This is a genomic window from Streptosporangium sp. NPDC023825, from assembly GCF_040639575.1.
Taxonomy (GTDB): domain Bacteria; phylum Actinomycetota; class Actinomycetes; order Streptosporangiales; family Streptosporangiaceae; genus Streptosporangium.
In genome coordinates, this window is the sequence record NZ_JBFAAE010000006.1 from 164,538 (window position 1) to 188,002 (window position 23,465).

The 23,465-nt window shown below is 72.3% G+C and carries 23 protein-coding genes; 6 read left to right on the forward strand and 17 right to left on the reverse strand.

The features are described from left to right. From AB0G15_RS08250 to AB0G15_RS08270, 5 genes are all read right to left on the reverse strand, one after another. Positions 1-318 carry a non-heme iron oxygenase ferredoxin subunit gene (locus AB0G15_RS08250; protein WP_362685816.1) on the reverse strand — a complete coding sequence of 106 codons (318 nt, stop codon included), beginning with the start codon at positions 316-318 and terminating at the stop codon, positions 1-3. Next, positions 315-1,436: a Fe-S cluster assembly protein SufD gene (gene sufD / locus AB0G15_RS08255; protein ID WP_362685813.1), complete on the reverse strand. Its 1,122-nt coding sequence runs from the start codon at positions 1,434-1,436 to the stop codon at positions 315-317. Before sufD ends, AB0G15_RS08250 begins: the two co-directional genes overlap by 4 nt. Next, positions 1,436-2,848 (reverse strand): Fe-S cluster assembly protein SufB, encoded by a 1,413-nt coding sequence (sufB, locus tag AB0G15_RS08260; protein WP_362836595.1) that lies wholly within the window; start codon positions 2,846-2,848, stop codon positions 1,436-1,438. Before sufB ends, sufD begins: the two co-directional genes overlap by 1 nt. Further along, positions 2,845-3,636 (reverse strand): metalloregulator ArsR/SmtB family transcription factor, encoded by a 792-nt coding sequence (locus AB0G15_RS08265; protein WP_362836738.1) that lies wholly within the window; start codon positions 3,634-3,636, stop codon positions 2,845-2,847. The genes sufB and AB0G15_RS08265 overlap by 4 nt, the downstream gene beginning before the upstream one ends. 104 nt (positions 3,637-3,740) lie before the next feature. After that, entirely contained in the window at positions 3,741-4,973 is a 1,233-nt protein-coding gene (locus AB0G15_RS08270; protein ID WP_362836597.1) for a multidrug effflux MFS transporter, read from the reverse strand. A 244-nt stretch (positions 4,974-5,217) separates the two neighbouring features. Here AB0G15_RS08270 and AB0G15_RS08275 point away from each other — a divergent pair, with 244 nt between their 5' ends. From AB0G15_RS08275 to AB0G15_RS08290, 4 genes are all read left to right on the forward strand, one after another. After that, positions 5,218-6,126 carry an ABC transporter ATP-binding protein gene (locus AB0G15_RS08275; protein ID WP_362836599.1) on the forward strand — a complete coding sequence of 303 codons (909 nt, stop codon included), beginning with the start codon at positions 5,218-5,220 and terminating at the stop codon, positions 6,124-6,126. A gap of 160 nt (positions 6,127-6,286) precedes the next feature. Continuing rightward, positions 6,287-7,054, forward strand: coding sequence for an ABC transporter permease (locus AB0G15_RS08280; protein ID WP_362836601.1), 768 nt, complete (start codon positions 6,287-6,289; stop codon positions 7,052-7,054). Positions 7,055-7,232: 178 nt separating this feature from the next. Further along, on the forward strand, positions 7,233-8,636 hold the full coding sequence (locus tag AB0G15_RS08285) for a glycosyltransferase family 39 protein (RefSeq protein ID WP_362836603.1): 1,404 nt from the start codon (positions 7,233-7,235) through the stop codon (positions 8,634-8,636). Between the two features lie 255 nt (positions 8,637-8,891). Then, complete coding sequence (locus tag AB0G15_RS08290) at positions 8,892-9,809, forward strand: EamA family transporter (RefSeq protein WP_362836605.1); 918 nt, start codon at positions 8,892-8,894, stop codon at positions 9,807-9,809. Positions 9,810-9,830: 21 nt separating this feature from the next. Here the strand turns inward: AB0G15_RS08290 and AB0G15_RS08295 are convergent, their stop codons facing one another. The 11 genes from AB0G15_RS08295 to AB0G15_RS08345 form a co-directional block, all read right to left on the reverse strand. Continuing rightward, positions 9,831-10,511 (reverse strand): GntR family transcriptional regulator, encoded by a 681-nt coding sequence (locus AB0G15_RS08295; protein ID WP_362836607.1) that lies wholly within the window; start codon positions 10,509-10,511, stop codon positions 9,831-9,833. A gap of 138 nt (positions 10,512-10,649) precedes the next feature. Then, positions 10,650-11,375, reverse strand: a complete 726-nt coding sequence (locus tag AB0G15_RS08300) for an ABC transporter ATP-binding protein (RefSeq protein ID WP_362685794.1) — start codon at positions 11,373-11,375, stop codon at positions 10,650-10,652. Then, positions 11,368-12,357 (reverse strand): ABC transporter ATP-binding protein, encoded by a 990-nt coding sequence (locus AB0G15_RS08305; RefSeq protein WP_362836609.1) that lies wholly within the window; start codon positions 12,355-12,357, stop codon positions 11,368-11,370. Before AB0G15_RS08305 ends, AB0G15_RS08300 begins: the two co-directional genes overlap by 8 nt. After that, positions 12,354-13,367 (reverse strand): branched-chain amino acid ABC transporter permease, encoded by a 1,014-nt coding sequence (locus AB0G15_RS08310; RefSeq protein ID WP_362836611.1) that lies wholly within the window; start codon positions 13,365-13,367, stop codon positions 12,354-12,356. Before AB0G15_RS08310 ends, AB0G15_RS08305 begins: the two co-directional genes overlap by 4 nt. Next, positions 13,364-14,257, reverse strand: coding sequence for a branched-chain amino acid ABC transporter permease (locus AB0G15_RS08315; RefSeq protein WP_362685785.1), 894 nt, complete (start codon positions 14,255-14,257; stop codon positions 13,364-13,366). The genes AB0G15_RS08310 and AB0G15_RS08315 overlap by 4 nt, the downstream gene beginning before the upstream one ends. After that, a complete protein-coding gene (locus tag AB0G15_RS08320; RefSeq protein ID WP_362836613.1) occupies positions 14,254-15,426 on the reverse strand; it encodes a branched-chain amino acid ABC transporter substrate-binding protein in 1,173 nt (390 codons plus the stop codon). The genes AB0G15_RS08315 and AB0G15_RS08320 overlap by 4 nt, the downstream gene beginning before the upstream one ends. A gap of 292 nt (positions 15,427-15,718) precedes the next feature. Then, positions 15,719-16,720: a proline racemase family protein gene (locus AB0G15_RS08325; protein WP_362836615.1), complete on the reverse strand. Its 1,002-nt coding sequence runs from the start codon at positions 16,718-16,720 to the stop codon at positions 15,719-15,721. A gap of 34 nt (positions 16,721-16,754) precedes the next feature. Beyond that, positions 16,755-17,648 (reverse strand): dihydrodipicolinate synthase family protein, encoded by an 894-nt coding sequence (locus tag AB0G15_RS08330; protein WP_362836617.1) that lies wholly within the window; start codon positions 17,646-17,648, stop codon positions 16,755-16,757. Beyond that, positions 17,645-19,252, reverse strand: a complete 1,608-nt coding sequence (locus AB0G15_RS08335) for an FAD-dependent oxidoreductase (RefSeq protein WP_362836619.1) — start codon at positions 19,250-19,252, stop codon at positions 17,645-17,647. The genes AB0G15_RS08330 and AB0G15_RS08335 overlap by 4 nt, the downstream gene beginning before the upstream one ends. Positions 19,253-19,259: 7 nt before the next feature. Beyond that, the gene (locus AB0G15_RS08340; protein ID WP_362836621.1) at positions 19,260-19,556 is read right to left on the reverse strand and encodes a (2Fe-2S)-binding protein; all 297 of its coding nucleotides are present in this window, start codon (positions 19,554-19,556) and stop codon (positions 19,260-19,262) included. Between the two features lie 78 nt (positions 19,557-19,634). Beyond that, entirely contained in the window at positions 19,635-20,855 is a 1,221-nt protein-coding gene (locus AB0G15_RS08345) for an FAD-binding oxidoreductase (protein ID WP_362836623.1), read from the reverse strand. A 221-nt stretch (positions 20,856-21,076) separates the two neighbouring features. Here AB0G15_RS08345 and AB0G15_RS08350 point away from each other — a divergent pair, with 221 nt between their 5' ends. After that, on the forward strand, positions 21,077-22,087 hold the full coding sequence (locus tag AB0G15_RS08350; RefSeq protein WP_362836625.1) for a COX15/CtaA family protein: 1,011 nt from the start codon (positions 21,077-21,079) through the stop codon (positions 22,085-22,087). Between the two features lie 53 nt (positions 22,088-22,140). Here the strand turns inward: AB0G15_RS08350 and AB0G15_RS08355 are convergent, their stop codons facing one another. Further along, complete coding sequence (locus tag AB0G15_RS08355) at positions 22,141-22,857, reverse strand: hypothetical protein (protein WP_362836747.1); 717 nt, start codon at positions 22,855-22,857, stop codon at positions 22,141-22,143. Positions 22,858-22,872: 15 nt separating this feature from the next. Here AB0G15_RS08355 and tnpA point away from each other — a divergent pair, with 15 nt between their 5' ends. Then, positions 22,873-23,301 (forward strand): IS200/IS605 family transposase, encoded by a 429-nt coding sequence (tnpA, locus tag AB0G15_RS08360; protein WP_362836740.1) that lies wholly within the window; start codon positions 22,873-22,875, stop codon positions 23,299-23,301. Positions 23,302-23,465 lie beyond the last annotated feature (164 nt).

The window sequence follows — 23,465 nt, forward strand, 5'->3', positions numbered from 1 at the left end:
TTATGACTCCTTCGAGAGCGAGACGAGGACGTCATCGCCATCGATCTTTACTCGGTATACGGGGACGGGCTTGTTGGCGGGCGGCCCGGTGGGCTTGCCCGAGCGCAGGTCGAAGCACGAGCCGTGCAGCCAGCACTCCAGGGTGCCGTCGTAGACCTCTCCCTCGCTGAGCTTCACCTCGGCGTGGGAGCAGACGTCGTGCAGCGCGAAGACCTCCTCGCCCCGGCGGACCAGGGCGACGGGGGTGTCGCCGACCTCAAGGCCGATCACTCCCTCGTCGGGGATGTCGGCGAGCTTGCAGACCTTCTCGAACGTCACTTCTCAAGCTCCGCCTCGACCCGGGCGAGCACCCGCTCGCGAAGCTCGGGAACCTCGATCTTCTCCAGCAGCTGCGCGAAGAAGCCCCTGATGACGAGGCGGCGTGCGTCCTCGAAGGGGATCCCGCGGGCCTGGAGGTAGAAGATGTGCTCGTCGTCGAGACGGCCCGAGGCGCTGGCGTGACCGGCCCCGGCGACCTCGCCGGTGAGGATCTCCAGGTTGGGCACCGAGTCGGCGCGGGCGCCGTCGGTGAGCAGCAGGTTGCGGTTGAGCTCGTAGGTGTCGGTGCCCTCGGCCTCGACGCGGATGATGACGTCGCCGATCCAGACCGCGTGCGCGTCCTGGCCCTGCAGCGCGCCGCGGTAGTCGACGTTGCTGCGGCAGCCGGGCTTGGAGTGGTCGACGAGGAGGCGGTGCTCCAGGTGCTGGCCGGCGTCGACGAAGTAGAGGCCGTTCAGCTCGGCGTCGCCGCCGGGGCCCTCGTAGGAGACCGACGGGGACAGCCTGACCAGGTCGCCGCCGAGGGTGACCACGAAGCCGCGGAAGGTCGCGTCCTTGGCCAGCAGCGCGTGGTGGTGGGAGACGTGCACGGCGTCGTCGGCCCAGTCCTGCAGGCTGACGACCTTGAGCGTGGCGCCCTCGCCCACGACGAACTCGACGTTGTCGGCGTAGACGGCGCTGCCCTGGTGGTCGAGGACGACCACGGCCTCCGCCATCGGCTCCAGCCGCACGACCGTGTGGCCGTACGCGGCGCCCTGCCCGGACCCGGTGAGGGTGATCACCGTCGGCTTGGAGGCGACGGCCTCGCGCGGGACGGTGAGCACGGTGGCCTTCTCGAAGGAGGCGTAGGCCTGGGCGCTGACCCGGTCGGCGGGCACGTACGCCTTGCCGACCCGCTGGTCGTCGCGGCCGACGGTCTCCACGGTGACCTCGGGGGCGGCGTCGACGTGCACGACGACGTTCGCGGAGGCCGCAACACCCTCGTGCAGGCCCTTGAGCCGGGAGAGCGGGGTGAAGCGCCACTCCTCCTCCCGGCCGGTCGGTACCGCGAAGTCGGCCACGTCGTACGAGGCCTTCTCGTGGAGGGTCGACAGGGGTTTTCCGGTGTCGAGACCCATCAGCCGACGGCCCCTTCCATCTGCAGCTCGATCAGGCGGTTCAGCTCCAGGGCGTACTCCATCGGGAGCTCGCGGGCGATCGGCTCGACGAAGCCCCGGACGATCATCGCCATCGCCTCGTCCTCGCCCATACCGCGGCTCATCAGGTAGAAGAGCTGGTCGTCGGAGACCTTGGAGACGGTGGCCTCGTGCCCCATGGAGACGTCGTCCTCGCGCACGTCCACGTAGGGGTAGGTGTCGGAGCGGCTGATCTGGTCGACGAGGAGCGCGTCGCACTTGACGGTGCTGGCGCTGCCGTGCGCCCCCTCCTCGATCTGGACCAGGCCGCGGTAGGAGGTGCGGCCGCCGCCGCGGGCGACGGACTTGGAGATCACCGAGGAGCTGGTGTTCGGCGCGAGGTGCACCATCTTGGCCCCGGCGTCCTGGTGCTGGCCCTCACCGGCGAAGGCGACGCTGAGGGTCTCGCCCTTGGCGTGCTCGCCCATGAGGTAGACGGCCGGGTACTTCATGGTGACCTTGGAACCGATGTTGCCGTCGACCCACTCCATGGTCGCGCCCTCGTACGCCACGGCGCGCTTGGTGACCAGGTTGTAGACGTTGTTCGACCAGTTCTGGATGGTCGTGTAGCGGCAGCGCGCGTTCTTCTTCACGATGATCTCCACGACCGCGCTGTGCAGCGAGTCGGAGGAGTAGATCGGCGCGGTGCAGCCCTCGACGTAGTGGACGTAGGAGCCCTCGTCGACGACGATCAGGGTCCGCTCGAACTGGCCCATGTTCTCGGTGTTGATCCGGAAGTAGGCCTGGAGCGGGATCTCCACGTTGACGTTCGGCGGTACGTAGATGAAGCTGCCGCCGCTCCAGGTGGCCGTGTTCAGCGCGGCGAACTTGTTGTCGCCGACGGGGATCACGGTCCCGAAGTACTCCTTGAAGATCTCCTCGTGCTCCCTGAGGGCGGTGTCGGTGTCGACGAAGATGACACCCTTCTCCTCGAGGTCCTCACGGATCTTGTGGTAGACCACCTCGGACTCGTACTGGGCGGCGACGCCGGCGACCAGGCGCTGCTTCTCCGCCTCGGGGATGCCGAGCTTGTCGTAGGTGTTCTTGATGTCGTCGGGCAGGTCCTCCCAGGAGGCGGCCTGCTTCTCCGTCGAGCGCACGAAGTACTTGATGTTGTCGAAGTCGATCCCGCTGAGGTCGGAACCCCAGTTGGGCATGGGCTTCTTGCCGAAAAGGCGCAGCCCCTTCAGACGAAGGTCCAGCATCCACTCCGGCTCGCTCTTCAGCGCGGAGATGTTGCGGACGACCTCTTCGGACAGGCCGCGCCGGGCCGTCGCTCCCGCGGCGTCCGAGTCGGCCCAGCCGAACTTGTAATTCCCGAGGCCTTCCAGCTCCGGGCGGTCGGTGACAGTCACCTTCCGGTCTCCTTGCTCGATGTGTCGATCGTTTCGTGGACTGCCGGCGGTGGCGCCGGATCGGGTGCGGAAAAACCCGTCGCGGGCTCTCTGGCGCCCGGCCCGGGGGTTCTGCGGGGACTCACGTGCGTGGTGCACACGCCGTCGCCGTGGGCGATGGTCGCGAGCCGTTGCACGGGGGTGCCGAGGATGCGCCCGAACGCCTCCGTCTCGGCCTCGCACAGCTGCGGGAACTCCGCGGCCACGTGCGCCACCGGGCAGTGGTGCTGGCACAGCTGCTCGCCGCCGAGGCTGGCCTTGCTCGCCGAGGCGGCGTAGCCGTCGGCCGACAGCGCCTCGGCCAGGACGCGGACCCGCTGGTCGGCGGGGACCTCGCTCATCCTCGGCCGCAGGCGGTCGACCAGGCCGGCCACCTGTGACCTGGCGAACTCCGCCACGGCCTCCTCGCCCACGCGCTCGGCCAGGAAACGCAGCGCGCTCCCGGCGAGGCCGTCGTAGGCGTGCTCGAAGGCGCTGCGGCCCGCGTCGGTTATCGCGAACAACTTGGCCGGCCGCCCGCGCCCGCGCTGGCCTCGCGGCCTGGCGGTGCGGGCCTCGGCCATTCCCTCGGCCAGCAGGGCGTCGAGGTGCCTGCGCACGGCGGCGGGAGTGAGGCCGAGCCGCTCGCCGAGGGCGGCGGCGGTGATGGGCCCGTGTTCCAGGATGAGCCGGGCGACACGCGCTCGCGTGCTGCGCTCGGCGGACACGGCGGAGGGCCGCGCGGCGGCGGCTCCCTCGGTGCCCTGCATCCCGGTCACGTATTTCACAACATCAGTGTGCCGTAATTGCTTCCCCAGTTACAAACCCGATGTTCGGTCGACCGAATGTGGTTCGTCACGCAGGTAAGCCTTACCTAAGCTGGGGAAACGCTCCGTGAGGCCCCCCGCAGCCCGACGAAGGCGGCGAGCGCGGCGAGGGTGAAGCCGGCCAGGACGACGGCCATCGGCAGGGCCGACCCCTCGCCGCCCAGGCCCACCAGCGGGGCGGCGAGCGCGCCGAGCGCGAACTGCAGCACGCCCGTCAGCGCGGCCGCGCTCCCGGCGATCTGCTGGGGCTGGCCGGCCAGGGCGAGCGCGCCGCTGCCCGGCAGGACGAAACCCGCCCCGCACATCATCACGAACAGCGCGGCGACCAGCACCGGCAGGGGCAGGTGGAACAGGGCCGCGACGAGCACCCCGGCGGCCCCGGCCACGCTCATGAGCAGCCCGGCCACGATCAGCCTGGCCGGATCCAGCCGCCCGGCGAGGCGCCCGCCGATCTGCGCGGTGACGGTCAGGCCGAGCGCGTTCAGCCCGAACACCAGGGAGAAGGTCTGCGCCGAGGTGTCGTAGACGTCCTGGAGCACGAAGGGCGAGCCGGAGATGTAGGCGAACATGGCCGCGAAACCCAGCCCCCCGGCCAGGGTGGCGGCCATGAAGGAGCGGTCGCGGAGCAGGTGCCAGAAGGTGACGAGGGTGTGCCGGAGCCCGCCGCTCTCGCGCCGGTCGGCGGGCAGCGTCTCGCGCACCCCGGACAGCGCGAAGGTCAGCAGCAGGAGCCCGGCGGCGCTCAGCGCGACGAACACGCCCCGCCAGGAGGTGTGGTCGAGCAGCTGCGCGCCCGCGATCGGGGCGAGGATCGGCGCGAGGCCGGTCACGAGCATGAGGGTGGCGAAGATCCGGGCGATGGCCGCCCCCTCGTACAGGTCGCGGACGACCGCACGGACGATCACCAGCGCGGCGCCGCCCGCGATGCCCTGCAGCAGGCGGAATCCCACCAGCCCGTACACCGACGGGGAGAAGGCGCACAGCAGGGAGGCGGCGGCGTAGGCGGCGATGCCGATCAGCAGCGGGCCGCGCCGGCCGCGCGTGTCGCTGATCGGGCCCGCGACGACCTGCCCGATGGAGAACCCGACGAGGCAGGCGGTGAGGGTGAGCTGCACCTGCGCCTGCCCGGTGCCCAGGTCGGCGGCGATGGAGGGGAAGGCGGGCAGGTACATGTCGATCGAGAGAGGACCCACCGCCGACAGCGCGCCCAGGATGAGCAGTAGCAGTGTCCTGCGCCGTGCGATCGGCGTCACCTCCGGCTCGACGACGGCCGCGGTCATACCCGTGTCCCCTTTTGATTGCAGGCCACGCCCGCTGGTCACGGGCGAACGATGGGCCCACAGGGGCCGAAGCGTCCCAACCAACAGCCGGTCATCCGAATTCCTGTATTTCGGAAATTTCCTCAGAAAAACCTTTAAGCGCCAGTCTGGCGGGTCCGGTCCCGACAGGGAAACGGGACCGCGGCGGCCCTGGACGCGTGGTCCGGAAGCGTGACCGGCGAGCGCAGTCCCTAAACTCGTGGCCATGGACTCCCCAGCCGTCGAGATCGTCGACCTGGTCAAGAGATACGGCGGGACGACCGCGATCGACGGCCTGACCTTCAACGCCGCCCGAGGCGCGGTCACCGCGGTGCTGGGCCCCAACGGGGCCGGCAAGACCTCCACCCTGGAGATCTGCGAGGGATTCCGCCGGGCCGACGGCGGCACCGTGCGAGTGCTCGGGCTCGACCCGTCACGACCGGAACTGCGGGCCAGGGTCGGGGTGATGCTCCAGGCGGGCGGCGTTCCCCCCGCGTCCCGCTGCGGGCAGTGGCTGCGGCTGATGTCCTGCTTCCACACCCACCCGCTCGACCCGGCGGCGCTGCTGGAGCGGCTGGGGCTGAGCGAGCACGCCCGCACCCCGTACCGCAGGCTCTCCGGCGGCCAGCAGCAGCGCGTGTCGCTGGCGGGGGCGGTCATCGGCCGTCCCGAGCTGGTCTTCCTCGACGAGCCGACCGCGGGTCTGGACCCGCAGGCCAGGCACGCCTGCTGGGAGCTGGTGCGGGACCTGCGTGCGAGCGGGGTCTCGGTGGTGCTCACCACCCACCACATGGACGAGGCGGAGAAGCTCTCCGACCAGATCGTGATCATCGACCGCGGCAGGGTGGTCGCCGAGGGCACGCCCTCCTCCCTCACCGGCGCCGAGCGGCAGCTGCGCTTCCGCGCCCGGCCCGGCCTCTCCCTGGACGAGCTGCTCGCCGCCCTGCCCGCCGGCAGCGCGGCCAAGGAGTCGCCCGCGGGGCACTACATCATCGAGGGACAGGTCGCGCCCGGCCTCCTGGCCACCGTGACGACCTGGTGCGCGGCCGAGGGGGTGGCCGCCGACGACCTCAGCATCGAGCGGCGCACCCTGGAGGACGTCTTCCTGGAACTGACCGGGCGTGAGCTCCGGTGACGCCCTCGCGACCCCCGGCTCCGGTGACGCTCCCGGAGCTCCTCGCCCCGGTGACGCTCCCGGAGCCTCTCGCAGCACCCTCGAAACCCCCTCGCCACCGCCCCGCGCGCGTCCGGGTGCGGTCCCGGCCGGAGCGCGGGCCAGACCGCAGGAGAGCCCCATGACGACCCTGGACCTCACGCCGGCTCCCGGAGCCGCGCCGCTGGGCCGGATGGTGGCGGCCCAGACGGGCGCGGAGATCCGGGCGATGCTGCGCAACGGCGAGCAGCTGCTGCTCACGATGATCATCCCGGTGCTGCTGCTCGTCGGCCTCTCCTCCGCCCCGATCATCGACGTGGGCGGCGGTTCCCGGGTCGGCTTCATGACCCCCGGGGTGCTCGCGCTGGCCGTGATGTCCACCGCCTTCACCGGGCAGGCCATCGCGACGGGCTTCGAGCGCCGTTACGGCGTGCTGAAGCGGCTGGGCGCGACCCCGCTGTCGCGGACCGGGCTGATGCTGTCCAAGACGCTCGCGGTGATCGCCGTGGAGGTCGTCCAGGTGGCGGTCATCTGCGCGGTGGCGCTCGCCCTGGGCTGGCGCCCCACGGGCTCGCCGCTCGCGGCGCTGCTGCTGGTCGTGCTGGGCACCGCCGCGTTCAGCGGGCTCGGCCTGCTGATGGCGGGAACGCTGCGCGCCGAGGCCACGCTCGCCGCGGCGAACCTCGTCTACCTGCTCCTGCTCGCCTGCGGCGGGGTCGCCTTCCCGCTGGCGAAATTCCCCGAGGCGGTACGGCCGGTGCTGGAGCTGCTGCCGATCTCGGCGCTGACCGGAGGGCTCCGCGCGGTCCTGAGCGACGGCGCGGGACTCCCGCTCGTCGCCGTGGCGATCCTCGCGGCGTGGGCGGCGGTGTCGCTCCTCCTGACCTCCCGGACGTTCCGCTGGGAATGACCAGGCCGTAAACCCCGTACCGGGAACCACTTAACCGGAAATATCCGCTCTTTTCATCACAAAAGATCAACGAGGGTGATCGGCACCACCTACCATCCTCCAGGTGATCATTACCGGAACGCGGTCTTCGTCCCGTCCGGCGACACGACATACGGGGCAAATCTGGCCAAGTTTGGCCATGGGGATCGTCGCCACGCTTGTCGCCGTCGCAGGCTCGTCCACGGTCTCCCAGTCGGGGGACGAGCTCGCCACCCTCAGCGCGGCCCGCCGCGGCGCCGGAGGACTCTGGGAGCTGGCCCAGCACATCGACGGGCACTTCCTGCCCTACTACGCGTTCATGCACCTGTGGCTGGAGTTCGGGCAGGCCGAGTGGTGGATGCGCCTGCCCTCGGCGCTCGCGACGGGCGCGGCCACCGCGCTCATCGCCGACCTGGGACGCCGGCTCAGCTCGCAGCCCGCCGGGCTGGCCGCCGCCGCCGTCTACGTCTTCCTGCCCTCGGTCTCCTACCACGGGCAGAACATCCGCTCCTACGCGTTCGCCGCCGCCGCCGCGGTCCTGGCCACCTGGACGCTGTACCGGGCGATCGAGGAGCCCGGACGGCGCGGCGGCTGGTGGAGGTACGCGGCCGCCGTCGCGCTGCTGGGCTGCACGCAGGTGTTCGCGCTGCTCGTGCTGGCCGCGCACCTGCTCGCGATCACACTGTACGGGCGGGGCGTCCTGCCCAGGGTGCTGGCCTGCATGGCCCTGGGGTGTGTTCCGGGGACCGTCTGGGCGGCGGTCGGCTTCGCCGAGCGGCACGCGATCAGCTGGATCACCATGCCGGGACCCGACGTGTTCCTGGCACTGCCCAAGATGGCCGGGGGCACCGCCCTGGCGGGGTGCGCGGTGCTGGTCATCGCGGCGGCGGCCCCCTTCCTGCGCCGGCGACACGGCGCCGACCGGCTCTGGATCGTCCTGCTGGGCGCCTGGGCGCTCCTGCCGCCCCTGCTGCTGTTCGCCCTGTCCCACCTGGTCTCGCCGGTCTACGTCGACCGCTACCTGTTCGCGACGGTGCCCGCGTACGCGCTGCTGGCCGGGCTCGCGCTCACCGCGCTGCCCCGCCTGCCCGCCCTGCTCGCGCTGGCGGGCGTGCTGGCGGCCGGGTTCCCCGGCCAGCTGGACTTCCGCAGGGAGGACGGGCACCACGAGAACTTCCCCCGGGCGGTACGGATCCTCGCGAGCGAGGGCCGGCCCGGCGACGCCATCGTCTACGGCCGCTCCTCCCTGCGCGAGGGCTTCCGCTACTACGACGGGACGCGGCACGGCGGGAAGGGGCTGCCCGACGACGTGCTGCTCGCCGGGCCCGGCCCCCTGCCGGACTCCTTCGGCTACCCGGAGCGCTCCGACGTGGCCGCCGCTGTGGCCGGGCGCGAGCGGGTCTGGATGGTCTGGCGCGGCGGATCGGAGGCGGCCTCGCGCGTCGGCCGGGTCACCGCCCTGACCAAGGAGGGATTCGTCCGGGCCAAGGCATGGCGGACGGGCCGCGTACCCGGTATGACCGTGGCGCTCTACACCCGCGAACCCGCGCCGGACGCCGGATAGACGGCGAGGCTCTCCCTCCGGCGGGGGACGATCCGCCGGAGGGCCGCCCTCGCCGCCGGGGCGCGGCCCCCTCGTGAAGCCACCTCCCGCGGGGCCGCGCCGCCCCTTACGGAGCCACCGCTCCCCCCGGAGCCACCACCTCCTGCGGAGCCGTGGCCTTCCGCGGAGTCGTCTCGCATCGCGGACGTCCCGGAAAACGGGCACCCCGATCGGTAAGGTGCCATCTACTAGTTTGCACCTGGCTTGAGGAGAGTCGTGACCGCCGAAGCCCTGCACGGGCCCGCCGAGCCGAACAAGCTGGGGCTGTCCGGGCCCGGAGCGCTGCTGAGAGCGGCCTCCGACGCCATCCCACCCTCGGGGCTGGTGCTGCTGGCCATCATGTCGGTGCAGGTGGGCGCGGGTTTCGCCAAGGACCTGTTCGCCCAGCTGCCGCCGAGCGCCGTGGTGTTCCTGCGGATCGCGACGGGCGCGCTGATCATGGGCGCGGTCGCCCGCCCCCGGCTGCGCGGGCTGTCCAGGGCGGACGTCGGAGCGGGGGTGGCGTTCGGCGTGACACTGGGCGTGATGAACCTGTCGTTCTACGAGGCGCTGGCCCGGCTGCCCATGGGCATCGCGGTGGCGATCGAGTTCCTCGGCCCGCTCGGTGTCGCGGTGGCGGCCTCGCGCCGCCGCCTCGACCTGCTCTGGGTCGCGCTCGCCGGGTCGGGCGTGGTGCTGCTGGCCCCGTGGGGCACGGCCCCGTCCAGGATCAGCTGGGCCGGGATCGCCTTCGCCCTGGTGGCGGCGGTCTGCTGGGCCGGCTACATCCTGCTGTCCGCCTCGGTCGGCCGCCGCTTCCCCGGGACGAGCGGCCTCGCCCTGGCGATGATCGTCTCCTGCGTGCTGGTCGCCCCCGTCGGGATCGCCTCGGGCGGCGCCGACCTGCTCCAGCCCGAGCTGCTGCTGATCGGGCTCGGGGTGGGCCTGCTGTCGTCGGTCATCCCCTACTCGATCGAACTGGAGGCGCTGCGCAGGATGCCCAAGCGGGTCTTCGGCATCCTGATGAGCCTGGAGCCCGCGATGGCGGCTCTGGTCGGGCTGCTGGTGCTGGGCGAGGTGCTCCAGATGCGGGAGTGGGCCGCCATCGGCTGCGTGGTCGTCGCCAGCGTGGGCGCCACCCGCGGCAGCGGCTGACGCCGCCCACCCGGGCCGCCGCTACTCGGGCCGGCTGGCCCAGATGCCGCGGACGTGGTGGATGTGGGCGCGCATCAGCCGCTCGGCACCGGCCGCGTCGCCCTCGGAGAGCAGTTCGAGCAGCGCGAGGTGCTCGCGGGCGGAGTCGGCGAGGGTACCCCGCCGGTGCAGGGAGGACAGGCCGTACAGGCGGGCCCGGTTGCGCAGGTCGCGGACCACCTCCACGAGGTGGGAGTTGCCCGCCAGGGCGAGCAGGTCCAGGTGGAAGCGGATGTCGGCGTCGACGTACGCGAGCAGGTCGCCGCGCTCGGCGGCGTCGACGATCGCCTGGGCCAGCGGGCGCAGCGTCTCGAAGCTCGGCGCGCGCCCGGCGTCGGCCAGTTGCGCCACCGTGGGCACCTCGATGAGCCTGCGGATCTCGGTCAGCTCGTCCAGGTCCCGGTCGGACAGCTCGGTGACCCGAAAGCCCTTGTTGCGCACCGCCTCGACCAGGCCCTCCTTGGCCAGGTCGAGCATGGCCTCGCGCACCGGGGTCGCCGAGACCCCGAACTGGGCGGCGAGGACCGGGGCGGAGTAGACCATGCCGGGCCTCATCTCACCGGTGATGAGGGCCGCCCTGAGCGCGTGGGCCACCTGCTCACGCAGGCTCTGCCGCTCGCTCACGGCCGGCAGGTCGAGCCGGCCGTCCGCCCTAGGAGCCATACCGGAGCCTCTCGTGTCGCTCGCGTCCGCGCCCGATCGGCGGAACCCGCCACTCCCTCATCCTCCCAGGCCATGCGTGCGTCCCCGAACACCCGGGGGCCGATCCGGAGGGCACGACGCCGGTGACGGGTCCGCCGGTCATCCCCCCTCGCTCCCCCGGACCCCGCCGAGGTAGGCCTCGACCACCCGGGCGTCCCGGCGGAGCTCGGCGGCGGGCCCGTCGAGGACGCACTCGCCGTTCTCGATCACGTAGCCGCGGTGCGCGATCCCCAGGGCGGCCACGGCGTTCTGCTCGACGAGCAGGACCGAGGTGCCCTCGGCGTTGATCCCCGCGATGAGCTCCATGACCGAGGCGACCACCAGGGGCGCCAGGCCCATGGACGGCTCGTCGAGCAACAGCAGCCGGGGCCCGGTGACCAGCGCCCTGCCGATGGCGAGCATCTGCTGCTCGCCGCCCGACAGCGTGCCGCCCTGCTGGGCGCGCCGCTCCGCCAGGCGGGGCAGCAGCTCGTAGACCCGCTCGATCCGCGCGCGGATCTCCGCCTGGTCGCGGACCAGGTAGCCGCCCAGCTGGAGGTTCTCGTGCACGCTGAGCGTGCTGAAGATCCTGCGGCCCTCCGGGACGTGCACCAGGCCGCGCGCGGTGATCCGGTGCGGCTTCTCCCTGGTGATCGCCTTCCCGTCGAAGACCACCGTCCCGCCGGAGGGCCTCAGCAGCCCCGAGACCGCCGACAGCGTGGTGGTCTTGCCCGCGCCATTGTTGCCGAGCAGGGCCACGATCTCCCCCTCGGCGACGCCGAGCGACAGGCCCCGCAGGGCGTGCACGCCGCCGTAGTGGACGTCCAGCCCGTCGATGTCAAGCATTGGCGTCTCCCCCGGCCGTGCCGTCGTCCCCCGCGGTCTCTTCTCCGGCTTTCCCGGCTTTCTTGGCTTTTTCGGCTTCTCCGGCGCCGTCGTCTCGCCTTTCGCCGTATCTTTCGCCGTATCTTTCGCCGTGTCTCGCCGCGGCCTCCTCGCCCGAGCCGCCTTCCCCGGTGCCGCCCTTCCCCGCCGTCGCGGTCCCACCGGCCTCGTCCCCCGCGGCGGTGGGGTCGCCGCCGAGGTAGGCCTCGATGACGGCCGGGTCGCGCCGGACGTCCTCGGGACGGCCGTCGGCGATCTCCCTGCCGAAGTTGAGCACGACCACGCGCTCGGAGACCTCCATGACCAGGCCCATGTCGTGCTCGATGAGCACGATGGCCACCCCCAGCGCCTGGATGCGCCGGATCAGGTCGAGCATCTCGGCCTTCTCACCGTGGTTGAGCCCTGCCGCGGGCTCGTCCAGCAGCAGCAGGTCGGGGCGGCGGGCCAGGGCACGGGCGATCTCCGTACGGCGCTGCTCACCGTAGGGAAGGTTGCGTGCCTGCCCGTACCGGTCGCCGCGCAGGCCGACGAAGTCCAGCCAGTGGTGGGCCTGCTCGGTGCACTCGCGCTCGGAGCGCCGGTAGCGCGGGGTGTGCAGCAGCGCGTCCAGGACGCTCTGGCGCAGCCACAGGTGCGATCCGGCGCGCACGTTGTCCAGGACCGACAGCTCGCCGAACAGGCGCAGGTTCTGGAAGGTCCGCGCGACCCCCAGGCCCGCGATGGCCGAGGGCCGCATCCCCGGCAGGTCCCTGCCTCGCAGGGTGATCCGGCCGGAGGTCGGCCGGTAGAAGCCGGTGACGCAGTTGAAGGCCGACGTCTTGCCCGCCCCGTTGGGCCCGATCACCGAGACGATCTCCGCCTCGTCCACCGAGAACGACAGGCCGTCGATGGCCACCAGCCCGCCGAAGGTCAGGCGCAGGTCGGCCACGCTCAGCAGGCTCACGGGACCTCCTTGGAACGAGCCGGCCAGATCCCCTGCGGTCGCAGGAGCATGAAGACGATGAGCAGGACGCCGAACAGGAAGAACCGGTAGTCGGCGAGGTCGCGCAGGATCTCCGGCAGGATGCTGATCACGATGGCGCCGACGACGACGCCGGGCACCGATCCCATGCCGCCGAGGACCACGGCCATGAGCACCAGCGCCGACGACAGGAAGGTGAAGCTGCCCGGCGAGATGGCCGACAGCTGCGCGGCGAACAGCACCCCGGCCAGGCCGCCCCAGACCGCCCCGGCGATGTAGGCGGCGAGCTTGACCCGGTAGGTGTGCACGCCCATCGCCTCGGCGGCGTCCTCGTCCTCCCGGACGAAGCGCCAGGCCCGGCCCAGGCGGGAGCGGCCCAGCCGCGCCGCGCCGAGGACGGCCAGCGAGACGACGGCCACGGTGACGTAGTAGAAGGCCGCGGGGTGCTCGACCAGGTGCGGGATGCCGTAGATGCCGGAGGGGCCGCCGGTGACGTCCAGGTTGTTGGCGGTGATCCGGATGATCTCCCCGAATCCGAGGGTCACGATGGCGAGGTAGTCGCTGCGCAGCCGCAGGGTGGGTGCGCCGATGACGATCCCGGCGACGACCGTGACCACGAGCACGGCGGGCACCGTGGCGAGCAGCGGCAGGTCGAAGCGGGTGGCCAGCACGCCGCTGGTGTAGGCGCCGACCGCGAAGAAGGCGACGTAGCCCAGGTCGAGCAGGCCGCAGTAGCCGACCACGATGTTCAGCCCGGCGGCGAGCATCACGGCGATGGCCGCGCTGGTCATGACCGACAGCGCGTACGGCGTGGCGTTGACGAAGGGGGCCAGCAGCGCGATCAGCAGCCCGGCGATCCCGGCCCAGCGGTTCTGCAGCAGTTTCGACGCCCTGGTGGGGGGCCTGCCGGCGCCGCGGCGGCGGACCTTGGTACCGGTACCGGTGGCTCCGGCGGGCGCGGTTGCTCCGGTGGGCCCTGCGGTCTCGTTCATACGCGCTCCGTGACGCGCTCGCCGAGCAGGCCCGTGGGCCGCACCGTCAGGAACAGGATCAGCACCCCGAAGGCGAACACGTCGCGCCACTCACCGCCCAGCCAGAACGTGCCGAAGGACTCCAGCAGCCCGAGCAGCAGGCCGCCGAGCATCGTGCCGGGGATGTTGCCGATGCCGCCGATGACGGCCGCCGTGAAGGCCTTGAGCCCGATCAGGAAGCCCATCATGAAGTCGATCTTCCCGTAGTAGGCCCCGGCCATCACCCCCGCGGCCCCCGCCAGCGCCGAGCCGATGAAGAAGGTGCGGGAGATCACCGCGTTGACGTCGATGCCCATCAGCGCGCTGGTGCGCGGGTCGAGCGCGATGGCCCGCATGGCCCGGCCCTCACGGGTGCGGGTGACCAGCAGGTTGAGCCCGGCCATGAGCAGCACCGCCACGCCGACCAGGACGACCTGCTGCACGGTGAGCCGGGCCCCGAGGATCTCCAGCGAGGTGCCGCCCAGCCGCACCGGGTAGACGCGCGGATCGGCCCCGGCCACCGCGCGCATGCCGTACTCCAGGGCGAAGGAGGCCCCGACCGCGGTGATCAGCAGGGACAGCCGTGGGGCGCGGCGGAGCGGCCGGTAGGCGATCCGCTCCAGCGCCACCCCGGCCAGGCCGGTGACGACCATGGTCGCCAGGAGCACCGCGAGCAGCAGCGGCAGGGCCATCGAGGAGGACACGCCGCCGACCGCGCCGAGGATGGCGAAACCGGCGAACGCGCCCAGCATGTACAGGTCGCCGTGGGCGAAGTTGAGCAGTTTGATGATCCCGTAGACCATGCTGTAGCCCAGGGCCACCAGAGCGTAGAACGAGCCGACGAACAATCCGTTCCAGACGAGCTGCGTCACTGGAGGGCGTCCTGCAGGGCGAATTTGTCGTCCTTGACGACAAGGATCTGGAAGCCGCCGTTCGCCAGGGTGTGCTCGGGGGTGAACTTCAGCGGCCCGGAGAACATCGAGAAGCCGTCGATCGCCTCGAGCGCCGCGATGACCTTGTCACCGTCGGTGGCACCCGCCTTGGTGATCGCCTCTGCGGCCAGCCGCACCGCGTCGTAGGCCTGGTTGGAGTACGGGCCGGGCTCGGAGGAGTACTTCTTCTTGTACGCCTCGATCCAGCCCTCGGCGCCCTCGAGGGTGTCGGGGGTCTGGGTCATCGTGGCGTAGAGGCCCTCGGCGGCCTCGTCTCCGGCGATCTCGATCAGCTTGGGGGAGACCGAGCCGTCGCCGACCATGATGGAGCCCTTGTATCCGGCCTGCCGTAGCTGGCGCGCGATCAGGCCGCCCTCCTGGAAGTAACCGGTCCAGTAGACGAAGTCGGGCTTCTTGGCCAGCACGTTGGTGATGTTGGCGCTGTAGTCGCTCTCCTTCGGGGTGACCGCCTCGGTGATCGCGGCCTCGGCTCCGTCGGGGGCCTCCAGGAGGGCCTGGGTGCGCAGCGCGATGTCCTTGGAGTAGCTGGTGTTGTCGTGCATCAGCGCGACGCTCTTGGACCCCTGCTTGGCGATCCACTTCTCGGCGGCCGCGGCCTGCTGGGAACCGGTGCCGTTGATCAGGAAGACGTGCTTGAGCTTCTGGTCGACCAGTTCCTGGGAGTTGGCGGCCGGGATGATCATCGGGATTCCGGCCTTGCCGAAGATCGGCAGGGTGGGTAGCGTCGCCCCGGAGCAATAGCCGCCCACGGAGACGTCGACCCCCTCGGTGACCAGCTTGTTGGCGCCCGCCGCCGCGGACTGGGCGTCGCAGGCGTCGTCGGCGGTCCTCAGCTCCAGCTTGCGGCCGAGCACACCGCCCTTGGCGTTGATCTCGTCGATCGCGAGCTGCGCCGCGTTGCTCATGTAGGGACCTATGGCGGCCTCGCTGCCCGACTGCGGGATCAGCATGCCGAGGACGATCGGCTCGTCCTTCGCGGCGGCCGTCTGGCCCCCGCCGCCGTCACCGAGCAGTCCCTGGCCACATCCGGTGACCATGAGACCGAGAACGGCCAGCGAGGTGAAGCACTTCAGGGGGGTGGCACGCATGCGCAGCTCCTCACGTCCGGTGGTGTGTGATATTGCACGTGCAATGCCGGTGCGCGTCAAGGGCCGAAACAAGACCGTTAGCGTTAAGACGCCGTTTCCCCGCGAGCCGCGGCCCACCGGGGTCGCCCCCCGGGGAGGCCGGCGTGTTCGCAGCTCGGAGAGGGGCGGACGGCGCCGGGAACGGCCTCCCGCGAGGATTCTCCGGCGCCGGGGTTGCGGTCGCGGGCCCGCGCGGGAAACGGTCCCGGCCGCCCGGCCGGAAACCGGGGCATCGGCGGCCCGGCGACCGGAGTCAGAGGAGGAAACCTCCCGGGAACGGGTCGCGGGGGTCGAGGAAGTACTGGGCGGTGCCGGTGACCCACGCCCGCCCGGTGATGGCCGGAACCACCGCGGGCAGGCCCGCCACCTCCGTCTCCTCCGTGAGCCGCCCGACGAAGCGGGTGCCGATGAACGACTCGTTCACGAAGGCGGTGTCCAGCGGAAGCTCGCCCCTGGCGTGCAACTGGGCCATCCGGGCGCTGGTACCGGTGCCGCACGGCGAGCGGTCGAACCAGCCGGGATGGATCGCCATCGCGTGCCGCGAGTGCCGGGCGCCGGAACCGGGCGCGGTGAACTGCACGTGGTGGCAGCCCCGGATGCCGGGGTCCAGCGGATGGACGGGCTCGTCCTGCTCGTTGATCGCCCCCATGATCGCCAGACCGGCGTCGAGGATCGCCTGCTTGTGCGACCGCTCGAACGGCAGGCCCACCGACTCGATCGGCAGGATCGCGTAGTAGTTGCCGCCGTAGGCGAGGTCGTAGGAGACCTCCCCGAAACCGGGCACCTTGACCACGCGGTCCAGCCCGGCGCCGAAGGAGGGCACGTTGGTGATGGTCACCTCCGCGGCGGCGCCGTCCTCGACCCGGACCTCGGCGACGACCAGGCCCGCGGGGGTGTCCAGCCGGATGGTGGTGACCGGCTCGGCGACCTCGACCATCCCGGTCTCGACGAGGACCGTGGCGACGCCGATGGTGCCGTGCCCGCACATGGGCAGGCAGCCGGAGACCTCGATGAAGAGCACGCCGTAGTCGGCGTCGGGCCGGGTGGGCGGTTGCAGGATGGCCCCGCTCATCGCCGAGTGGCCCCGCGGCTCGTACATGAGCAGGGTGCGGACGTGGTCCATCTCGGCCAGGAAGTGCTCACGCCGCTCGGCCATGGTGGAGCCGGGGATGACCCCCACTCCCCCGGTGATCACCCGGGTGGGCATGCCCTCGGTGTGGGAGTCCACCGCGTGGAAGACCCTCTTCGTTCTCATCGACTCTCCTCACGGGGAAGGGTAGGGGGTGGATCTACCGCAGGCCCTCGGCCAGCGCCTTCTCCGTGGCGGCGCGCACGGCGGCCTCCTGCTCGGGGGCGAGGCCGAGCCTGGGCGGGCGGCACGGGCCGCCGTTGCGCCCGGCCAGGTCCATGGAGAGCTTGATGGCCTGGACGAACACCGGCCTGGAGTCCCAGCGAAGCAGCGGGTGCAGCGCGCGGTAGAGCGGCAGCGCGGTGGCCGTGTCCCCCGCGGCGGCCGCGCGGTACAGGGCCACGGTCGACTCGGGCAGCGCGTTGGGGAAGCCGGCCACCCAGCCGACCGCCCCGGCGGTGACCAGTTCCAGCAGCACGTCGTCGGCCCCGGCCAGCACGTCCAGCCCGGGGGCGAGTTCGGCGATCTCGTAGATGCGGCGGACGTCCCCGCTGAACTCCTTGACCCCGGCGATCAGACCCTCGGCGTGGAGGGTGGCCAGCAGCCGGGGGGTGAGGTCCACCCGGGTGTCGAAGGGGTTGTTGTAGGCCACCACCGGCAGGCCGGCCCGGGCCACCTCCCGGTAGTGCTCCACCACGGTCCTGTCGTCGGCGCGGTAGGCGTTCGGCGGGAGCAGCATCACCGCGCGGCACCCGGCCTCGGCGGCCTGCTCGGCCCAGCGCCGGGCCTCCAGGGCGCCGTAGGCGGCGACCCCCGGCATGACGCGGTCGCCGCCGACGGCCGCGACCGCGGTCTCCACGACCGAGGCCCGCTCCTCGGGGGTCAGCGTCTGGTACTCGCCCAGCGACCCGTTCGGCACGACGCCGTCGCACCCGGAGGCGACCAGCCACCGGCAGTGCTCGGCGTAACCGTCCAGGTCGACGGAGAGGTCCGCGCCCAGGGGCAGCGCGGTGGCCACGGTCACACCGTGCCAGGGCTTCGCGGGGGTCGTCATGGTTCGTCCTTCCGAGGGTTTTCCAGCCGGTACGGGTCCGGGGGAGATCCCGTACGGTCCCGGCGCGGGGGAGGCTCAGACCCGCCCGGGTCCGGGGAGGTCTCCTGCCGATCCGGGTCCGGCTCCAGATCCGGTTCCGGCTTCGGGTCCGGCTCCAGGTCCATGTCCAGCTCCAGGTCGAGGTCCAGGTCCAGGAGGGTTTCCGGCCCTTCCGCCGCCGGGCGGCCCTCCCGCCGTTCCGGGGCGGACGACGGCCGCGCGGCGAGGTCGCCGAGCCTGACGGGCTGGGCGATCGGGCGCCGGGGCGGCGCGGGGTCCTCCCCCGCGAGGCACGCGACCGCGTAGCCGCACATCCTGCCCTGGCACCACCCCATCCCCGGGCGGGCCAGAAGCTTGACGGAACGCGCGTCGACGGCCCCCATCGCCTGGGCCTCCCGCACGGCCGACAGGGGCACCTCCTCGCAGCGGCAGACGAGCGTGTCGTCGCGCAGCCACTCCCGCCAGCCCGGCCGTACCGGGTAGGCCTCCTGCAGGGCGCGGGCGAAGGCGGCGAGCCGGTCCCTGCGCCGGGACAGGGCCGGGTCGGGCGGCACGGGACGGCCCAGGTCCGCGGCGGCGGACCGGCCCGCGATGCGGCCCTCCACCTCGGCGAGCGCGGCCCCGCCGACGCCGGTGGGCTCCCCCGCCGCGTAGACGCCGGGCACGCTGGTGCGCATGCCCGCGTCGACCGCGACGACCGGGCCGCCGTCGGGGTCGCGGCGGGTGTCGCAGTCCAGCTGGACCGGCAGGTCGAGCTGGGGGACGAATCCGTAGCCGAAGGCGAGGGTGTCGCACTCGACGGTCCTCGTCGAGACCGGCCGCCAGTCCCCGTCCAGTCTCGCCACGGTGACGTGGGTCAGCGCGGTGTCGCCGTGCGCGGCGACCACCGCCTCGCGGACGCGGTACGGGATCCGGTGCCGGGCCAGGCGCGCTCCGTACCCGAGGGCCTCCCCGGCCCGTCCCGCCGCGAGCAGCGGGTGCCTGGCGAGCCCGAACCCGCTGCCGGCCTCGTGGACGCCGAGCACCCGGGCCCCCGCGTCGGCCAGGCCCGCGGCGACGGGGAGCAGGAACGGGCCGGTGCCGGAGACCACGATCCTGCTCCCCGCGAGGACCAGGTCACCCTTGAGCAGCGCCTGCGCGCCGCCCGCGGTGAGCACCCCCGGCAGGTCCCAGCCGGGGAACGGCAGCGGCCGGTCGTGCGCGCCGGTGGCGATCAGCAGCCCGCGCGCGGTCACCGCGCGGGGCCGCTCCTCACGGTCTCCCTCCAGGCACCGTACGGTGATCGCCCCGTCCGCGCGCTCGACCGCCCAGACCCGGTGGCGCAGGAGCACCTCGGCGCGCTCGCGGAGCGTCTCCCACTGGCGGGTGAACCGGTCGAGCCCGTGGTGGAGCGCGCCGGGCCGCGCGGCGCGGAAACCCTCGGCGGGATGCCGGAAATACTGGCCGCCCGGCCTGGCGGCCCCGTCGATCAGTACGACGTCCAGCCCGGACAGGGCCGCGGTGAGCGCGCCCGCGACCCCCGCGGGGCCCGCGCCGACGACGGCGAGGTCGTGGATCCGCGTCATCGGCCGTTCATCCCTCTCCCTCGTCGCCGGTGGTCACCAGGTCTCCCGGGAGGGCCTCGGTCAGGCAGGCGCGCAGGGACGGGGTCCCGTTCACCGTGACCAGGCAGTCGAAACAGACCCCGATGCCGCAGAACAGCCCGCGCGGGCGGCCGCCGAACCTGGTGGTGCGCCAGGAGCGGATGCCCGCGCCGTGCATGGCGGCGCCGACGGTCTGGCCGGGGACCACCGGGACGGGGACGCCGTCCACGCTGATCTCGAACCCCGGCTCGGGCCGCGCCCCCACCAGGCGGTACGGATCCCTCATCGGGCACCTCCGTCCCTCATAGGGCACCTCCGCCGAAAGGATTCCGGTTCCGGCTCCGGCTCCGGCTCCGAGAGAAGGTCAAGACGCCTCCTCGGCGAAGCGGTCCGGGCGGAAGGGGGCGAGGTCCAGGTCGGGGCGGAGCCCGGCCAGGAGCTGGGCGATCAGGTGGCCGGTGGCCGGGGCCAGGCCGATGCCCGCCCCCTCGTGGCCGCAGGCGTGGTAGAGCCCGGGTGCCCGGGGATCCTCCCCGATCACCGGAAGGTGGTCCGGGCAGTAGGGGCGGAAACCGCAGTAGGCGCGGATCGCCCGGTACGCCGCCAGGGCGGGGAACAGCTCCACGGCCTGGCGGGCGAGACGTTCGAGCACCGGGACGGAGACCGTGCGGTCGAAGCCGACCCGCTCGCGGCTGGCGCCGATGAGCACCGGCCCCGACGGGGTGCTCTCCACGACGGCCGACGTCTCCAGCCCCTCCGAGTCGCTGGCCACCGCGGTGACGTAGGCGGCGGTGTAGACCTTGTGCCTGACGAGCGGCCCGGCGAGAGGCTCGGTGACCAGGATGAAGCCGCGCCTGGGCAGGATCGGGACGCGCACGCCGGCCAGCGCGGCGATCTCCCCGCCCCAGGTGCCCGCGGCGTTGACGACGGCTCCGGCGAGGATGTCGCCGTGGTCGGTGGTGACGCCGGTGACCCGGCCGCCGGCACGGACGAAGCCGGTCACCGTGACGCCGGTCCGCAGCATCAGGGCGCCGTGGCCGAACCGCTCGGCGCCCCTCCGGATGAGCCCGGCCGCCGCCAGCATGGGCTGGACCTGGGCGTCCTGCGGGTAGAACACGCCTCCGGCGAGCCCCCTGGCCAGGTGGGGCTCGTAGTCGCCGAGTTCCCCGGAGGCGACGGCGACGTGCTCGACGCCCTGCTTGGCCGCCAGGCCGGTGAGCGCCGCCAGGATCTCGTCCGTCTCGGCGACCACCAGGCCGCCCTTGGCCTCGAACTCGAACCCCCCGCCCGGCTCGAACCCCCCGCCGCCCGCCGTGCCGGCCCCGCCGGCCCCGTCAGCGCTGCCGTCACCGCTGTCACCGCCGGCCCCGGCCAGGTCTCGCCAGAGCCGGTTGGAGAGCAGCGCCAGGTCCAGCTCGGGTCCCGGTTCCTTGTCGGAGACCAGGATGTTGCCCTCACCCGCACCCGTCGTGCCGCCCGCCACCGCGCCCCGGTCGACGACCACCACGTCCAGTCCCGCGCGGGCGGCGTAGTAGGCGCAGGCGGCACCGACGACTCCGGCGCCGATGACCACGACGTCCGGCATGTCCCACCTCGCTCCCGCGCCTCGGACTCGCCAGTACTATGTCACATACCCTCTATCGGATCAATGCACCAAAACAGGCGTGGCAGGCGTGCCGCCGGCTCGAGCGCACCCCTACCCACCGGCCCGGACGGCACGCCGTCTCGCGGCGGGCCGCCCGCTCCGGCGGCCGGTACCCGGGGTCCGCGGTGGGACCGCCCACCTCGCCACCTAGCATGTGAGCCGTGAACCACCTCCTTGACCGGACCCGCCGGCACGCCGTGAAGTCGGCGCGGATCGTGGGGCCGCCGACCCTCCTCACGCTGCGCCGCTGGGCGCTGGCGGCGGTCGTCGTCAACATCGGGATCACGGTGACGGGCGCCGCGGTACGGGTCAGCGGGTCGGGCCTGGGCTGCCCCACCTGGCCCCGGTGCACGCCGGAGAGCTTCACCCCGGTGGCCCACGCCGAGATCTCCCCGGTGAACATGGCGATCGAGTTCGGCAACCGGATGCTGACCTTCCTGGTGCTGGCCGTCGGCGTGGCCTGCCTGATCGCCGCCCTGCGGCTGCCGACCCGCCGCCCCGACCTGGTCAGGCTGGCCTGGCTGCAGCCGATCGGCGTGGCCTTCCAGGGGCTCTGGGGCGGCCTGGTCGTGCGCAGCGCGCTCAACCCGGTGACCGTGAGCGTGCACTTCCTGGTCTCCGTCGGCATGATCGCCGCGGCGTACGCGCTGTACGCCCGTGCCGGTCAGGCCCAGGACGGGAGCGTGTCCCGGCAGCCGGTCCACCGCCACGTCCGCACGCTCGCCTTCGCGCTCGTCGCCGCCGTGTTCGTCCTGCTCGTCGTGGGCGTGGTGGTGACCGGCACCGGGCCGCACTCCGGGGACGAGATGGCCTCCCGGTTCGGCTTCGACATCGAGACCGTGGCGAGGATCCACGCCGACGTCGCCTACGTGGTGGTCGGCCTCACCTTCGCGCTGGCGTTCGCGCTGCACATCACCGACGCGCCCGGGTACGCCCGGCGGGCCGCGTGGACGTTGCTGGCCGTGGAGGCGTCGCAGGGGGTCGTCGGATACGTCCAGTACTTCCTGGGCGTGCCCGCGGCCCTGGTCAACCTGCACGTGCTCGGCGCGACCCTGGTCTGGCTCTGCGCGCTGCGGGTGCTGTTCGCGACCGGCCCGCGCGGGCCGCGCGACCTCCCGGAGGCGGTCGCCGGCGACCGCGACGCCGTCCGCGTGTCAGCTTCTCGGCCGTGAACGACCGAGCTCGCAGCTCCTCGACGTCGATGGCTTCGACGGTCCGGTCCGCGTCAGGCAGCGTGACTCACTGCCCAGCCCGTCTCACCGCGTGCGGCGATGTTGCGGGCTGCGTTGACGGGCTCCGTCGCTGGTGGTGGCGAGGTTGACGATGCCCAGATCCACCCCGGGAAGGCGTCTGGGTCCTTGACGCCGGGGGTGGGCATGTCGCAGGTCGCGATCAGGAACCACATGCCGTCGCGGTAGGCCAGATCTGACTCGCCCTTGCGGCGTGCCGACAGGGTCTTGAGCTGTTGGGCGGAGGCGGTGAACGTGAGGTTCTTCAGCCTCCCGGCCACCGACCAGATCGACACCGTCCGCGCGTCGATCTGCCAGGACAGGCAGCGGTCGTCGAACGGCTGGGCGGCTTCGGCGCGGAAGGCGATCGGCGTGGATTCGGCCCGTACCCGGCGGGCAGGGCCCGCTTTGCCCAGGTTCCTGGCTCGGATGTTGGCGTGCAGGGTGGTGTAGGCGTCGGCGACCTTCTTGATGACGTGCTGCGCGGCTTGATGACGTGCTGCGCGGCCTGGGCGGCCAGCCCGTACTCGTCCTTGATCTGCGTGTAGGTGTGTTTGCGCAGGTCGTAGTTGCGAAACGTGCGGTGCTCGTGGACGTGGCGGGAGACCTGGCAGGCGGCCGTGTTGACCGCGCGCAAGGTTGCCTCCAGCGCCGTCGCCTGCTCGGGTCTCGGCAGGAGTTTCACCTGCACCACCAGTTTCACAATCGAACACATTGTCGTCCGGTCCATGTCACCGCGGCGGGAATCTGATCCTGATGTTCGCAGGGGCCGCGCTGTGGTCTGCCGCCTCCATGCCCATGTGGTCTTCATCCCCAGATACCGGCGGAAGGTGTTCACCGACGAGATGCGGCGCCGCTGCGAAGCCATCATGATCGAGGTATGCGACGACTTCGGCGCCGTCCTGGTCGAGTTCAACGGCGAGCACGATCATGTGCACCCGCTGGTCCGCCACCCGCCCAAAGTGGCGCTGCCGGTCCTGGTCAACTCCCTCAAGGGCGTCTCGGCCCGGCTCCTTCGCAAAGAGTTCGGCCCGCACGTGCGTCAATATCTGTGGGGCGGACGCTTTTGGTCCCCGTCCTCCTGCGGCGGCGCCTCACTGTCGATCGTCAAGGAGTACGTCGAACACCGAAACGGCCGGACTGATCCGCTCACATGAACCGGCCATCACGGCACCGATCGGGCCTGGAGGCCCTCCCGCGCTGTCGTTTCCTCCCGGGCGTAAACGCCCGGGGTTCCACGCCGGATTCCGCTGAACCCCAGTCCGCACGCCTCCCTCACGCCTCCCGGACGCCTCCGGGAGCCGGCCGCGCTCGACGCGGT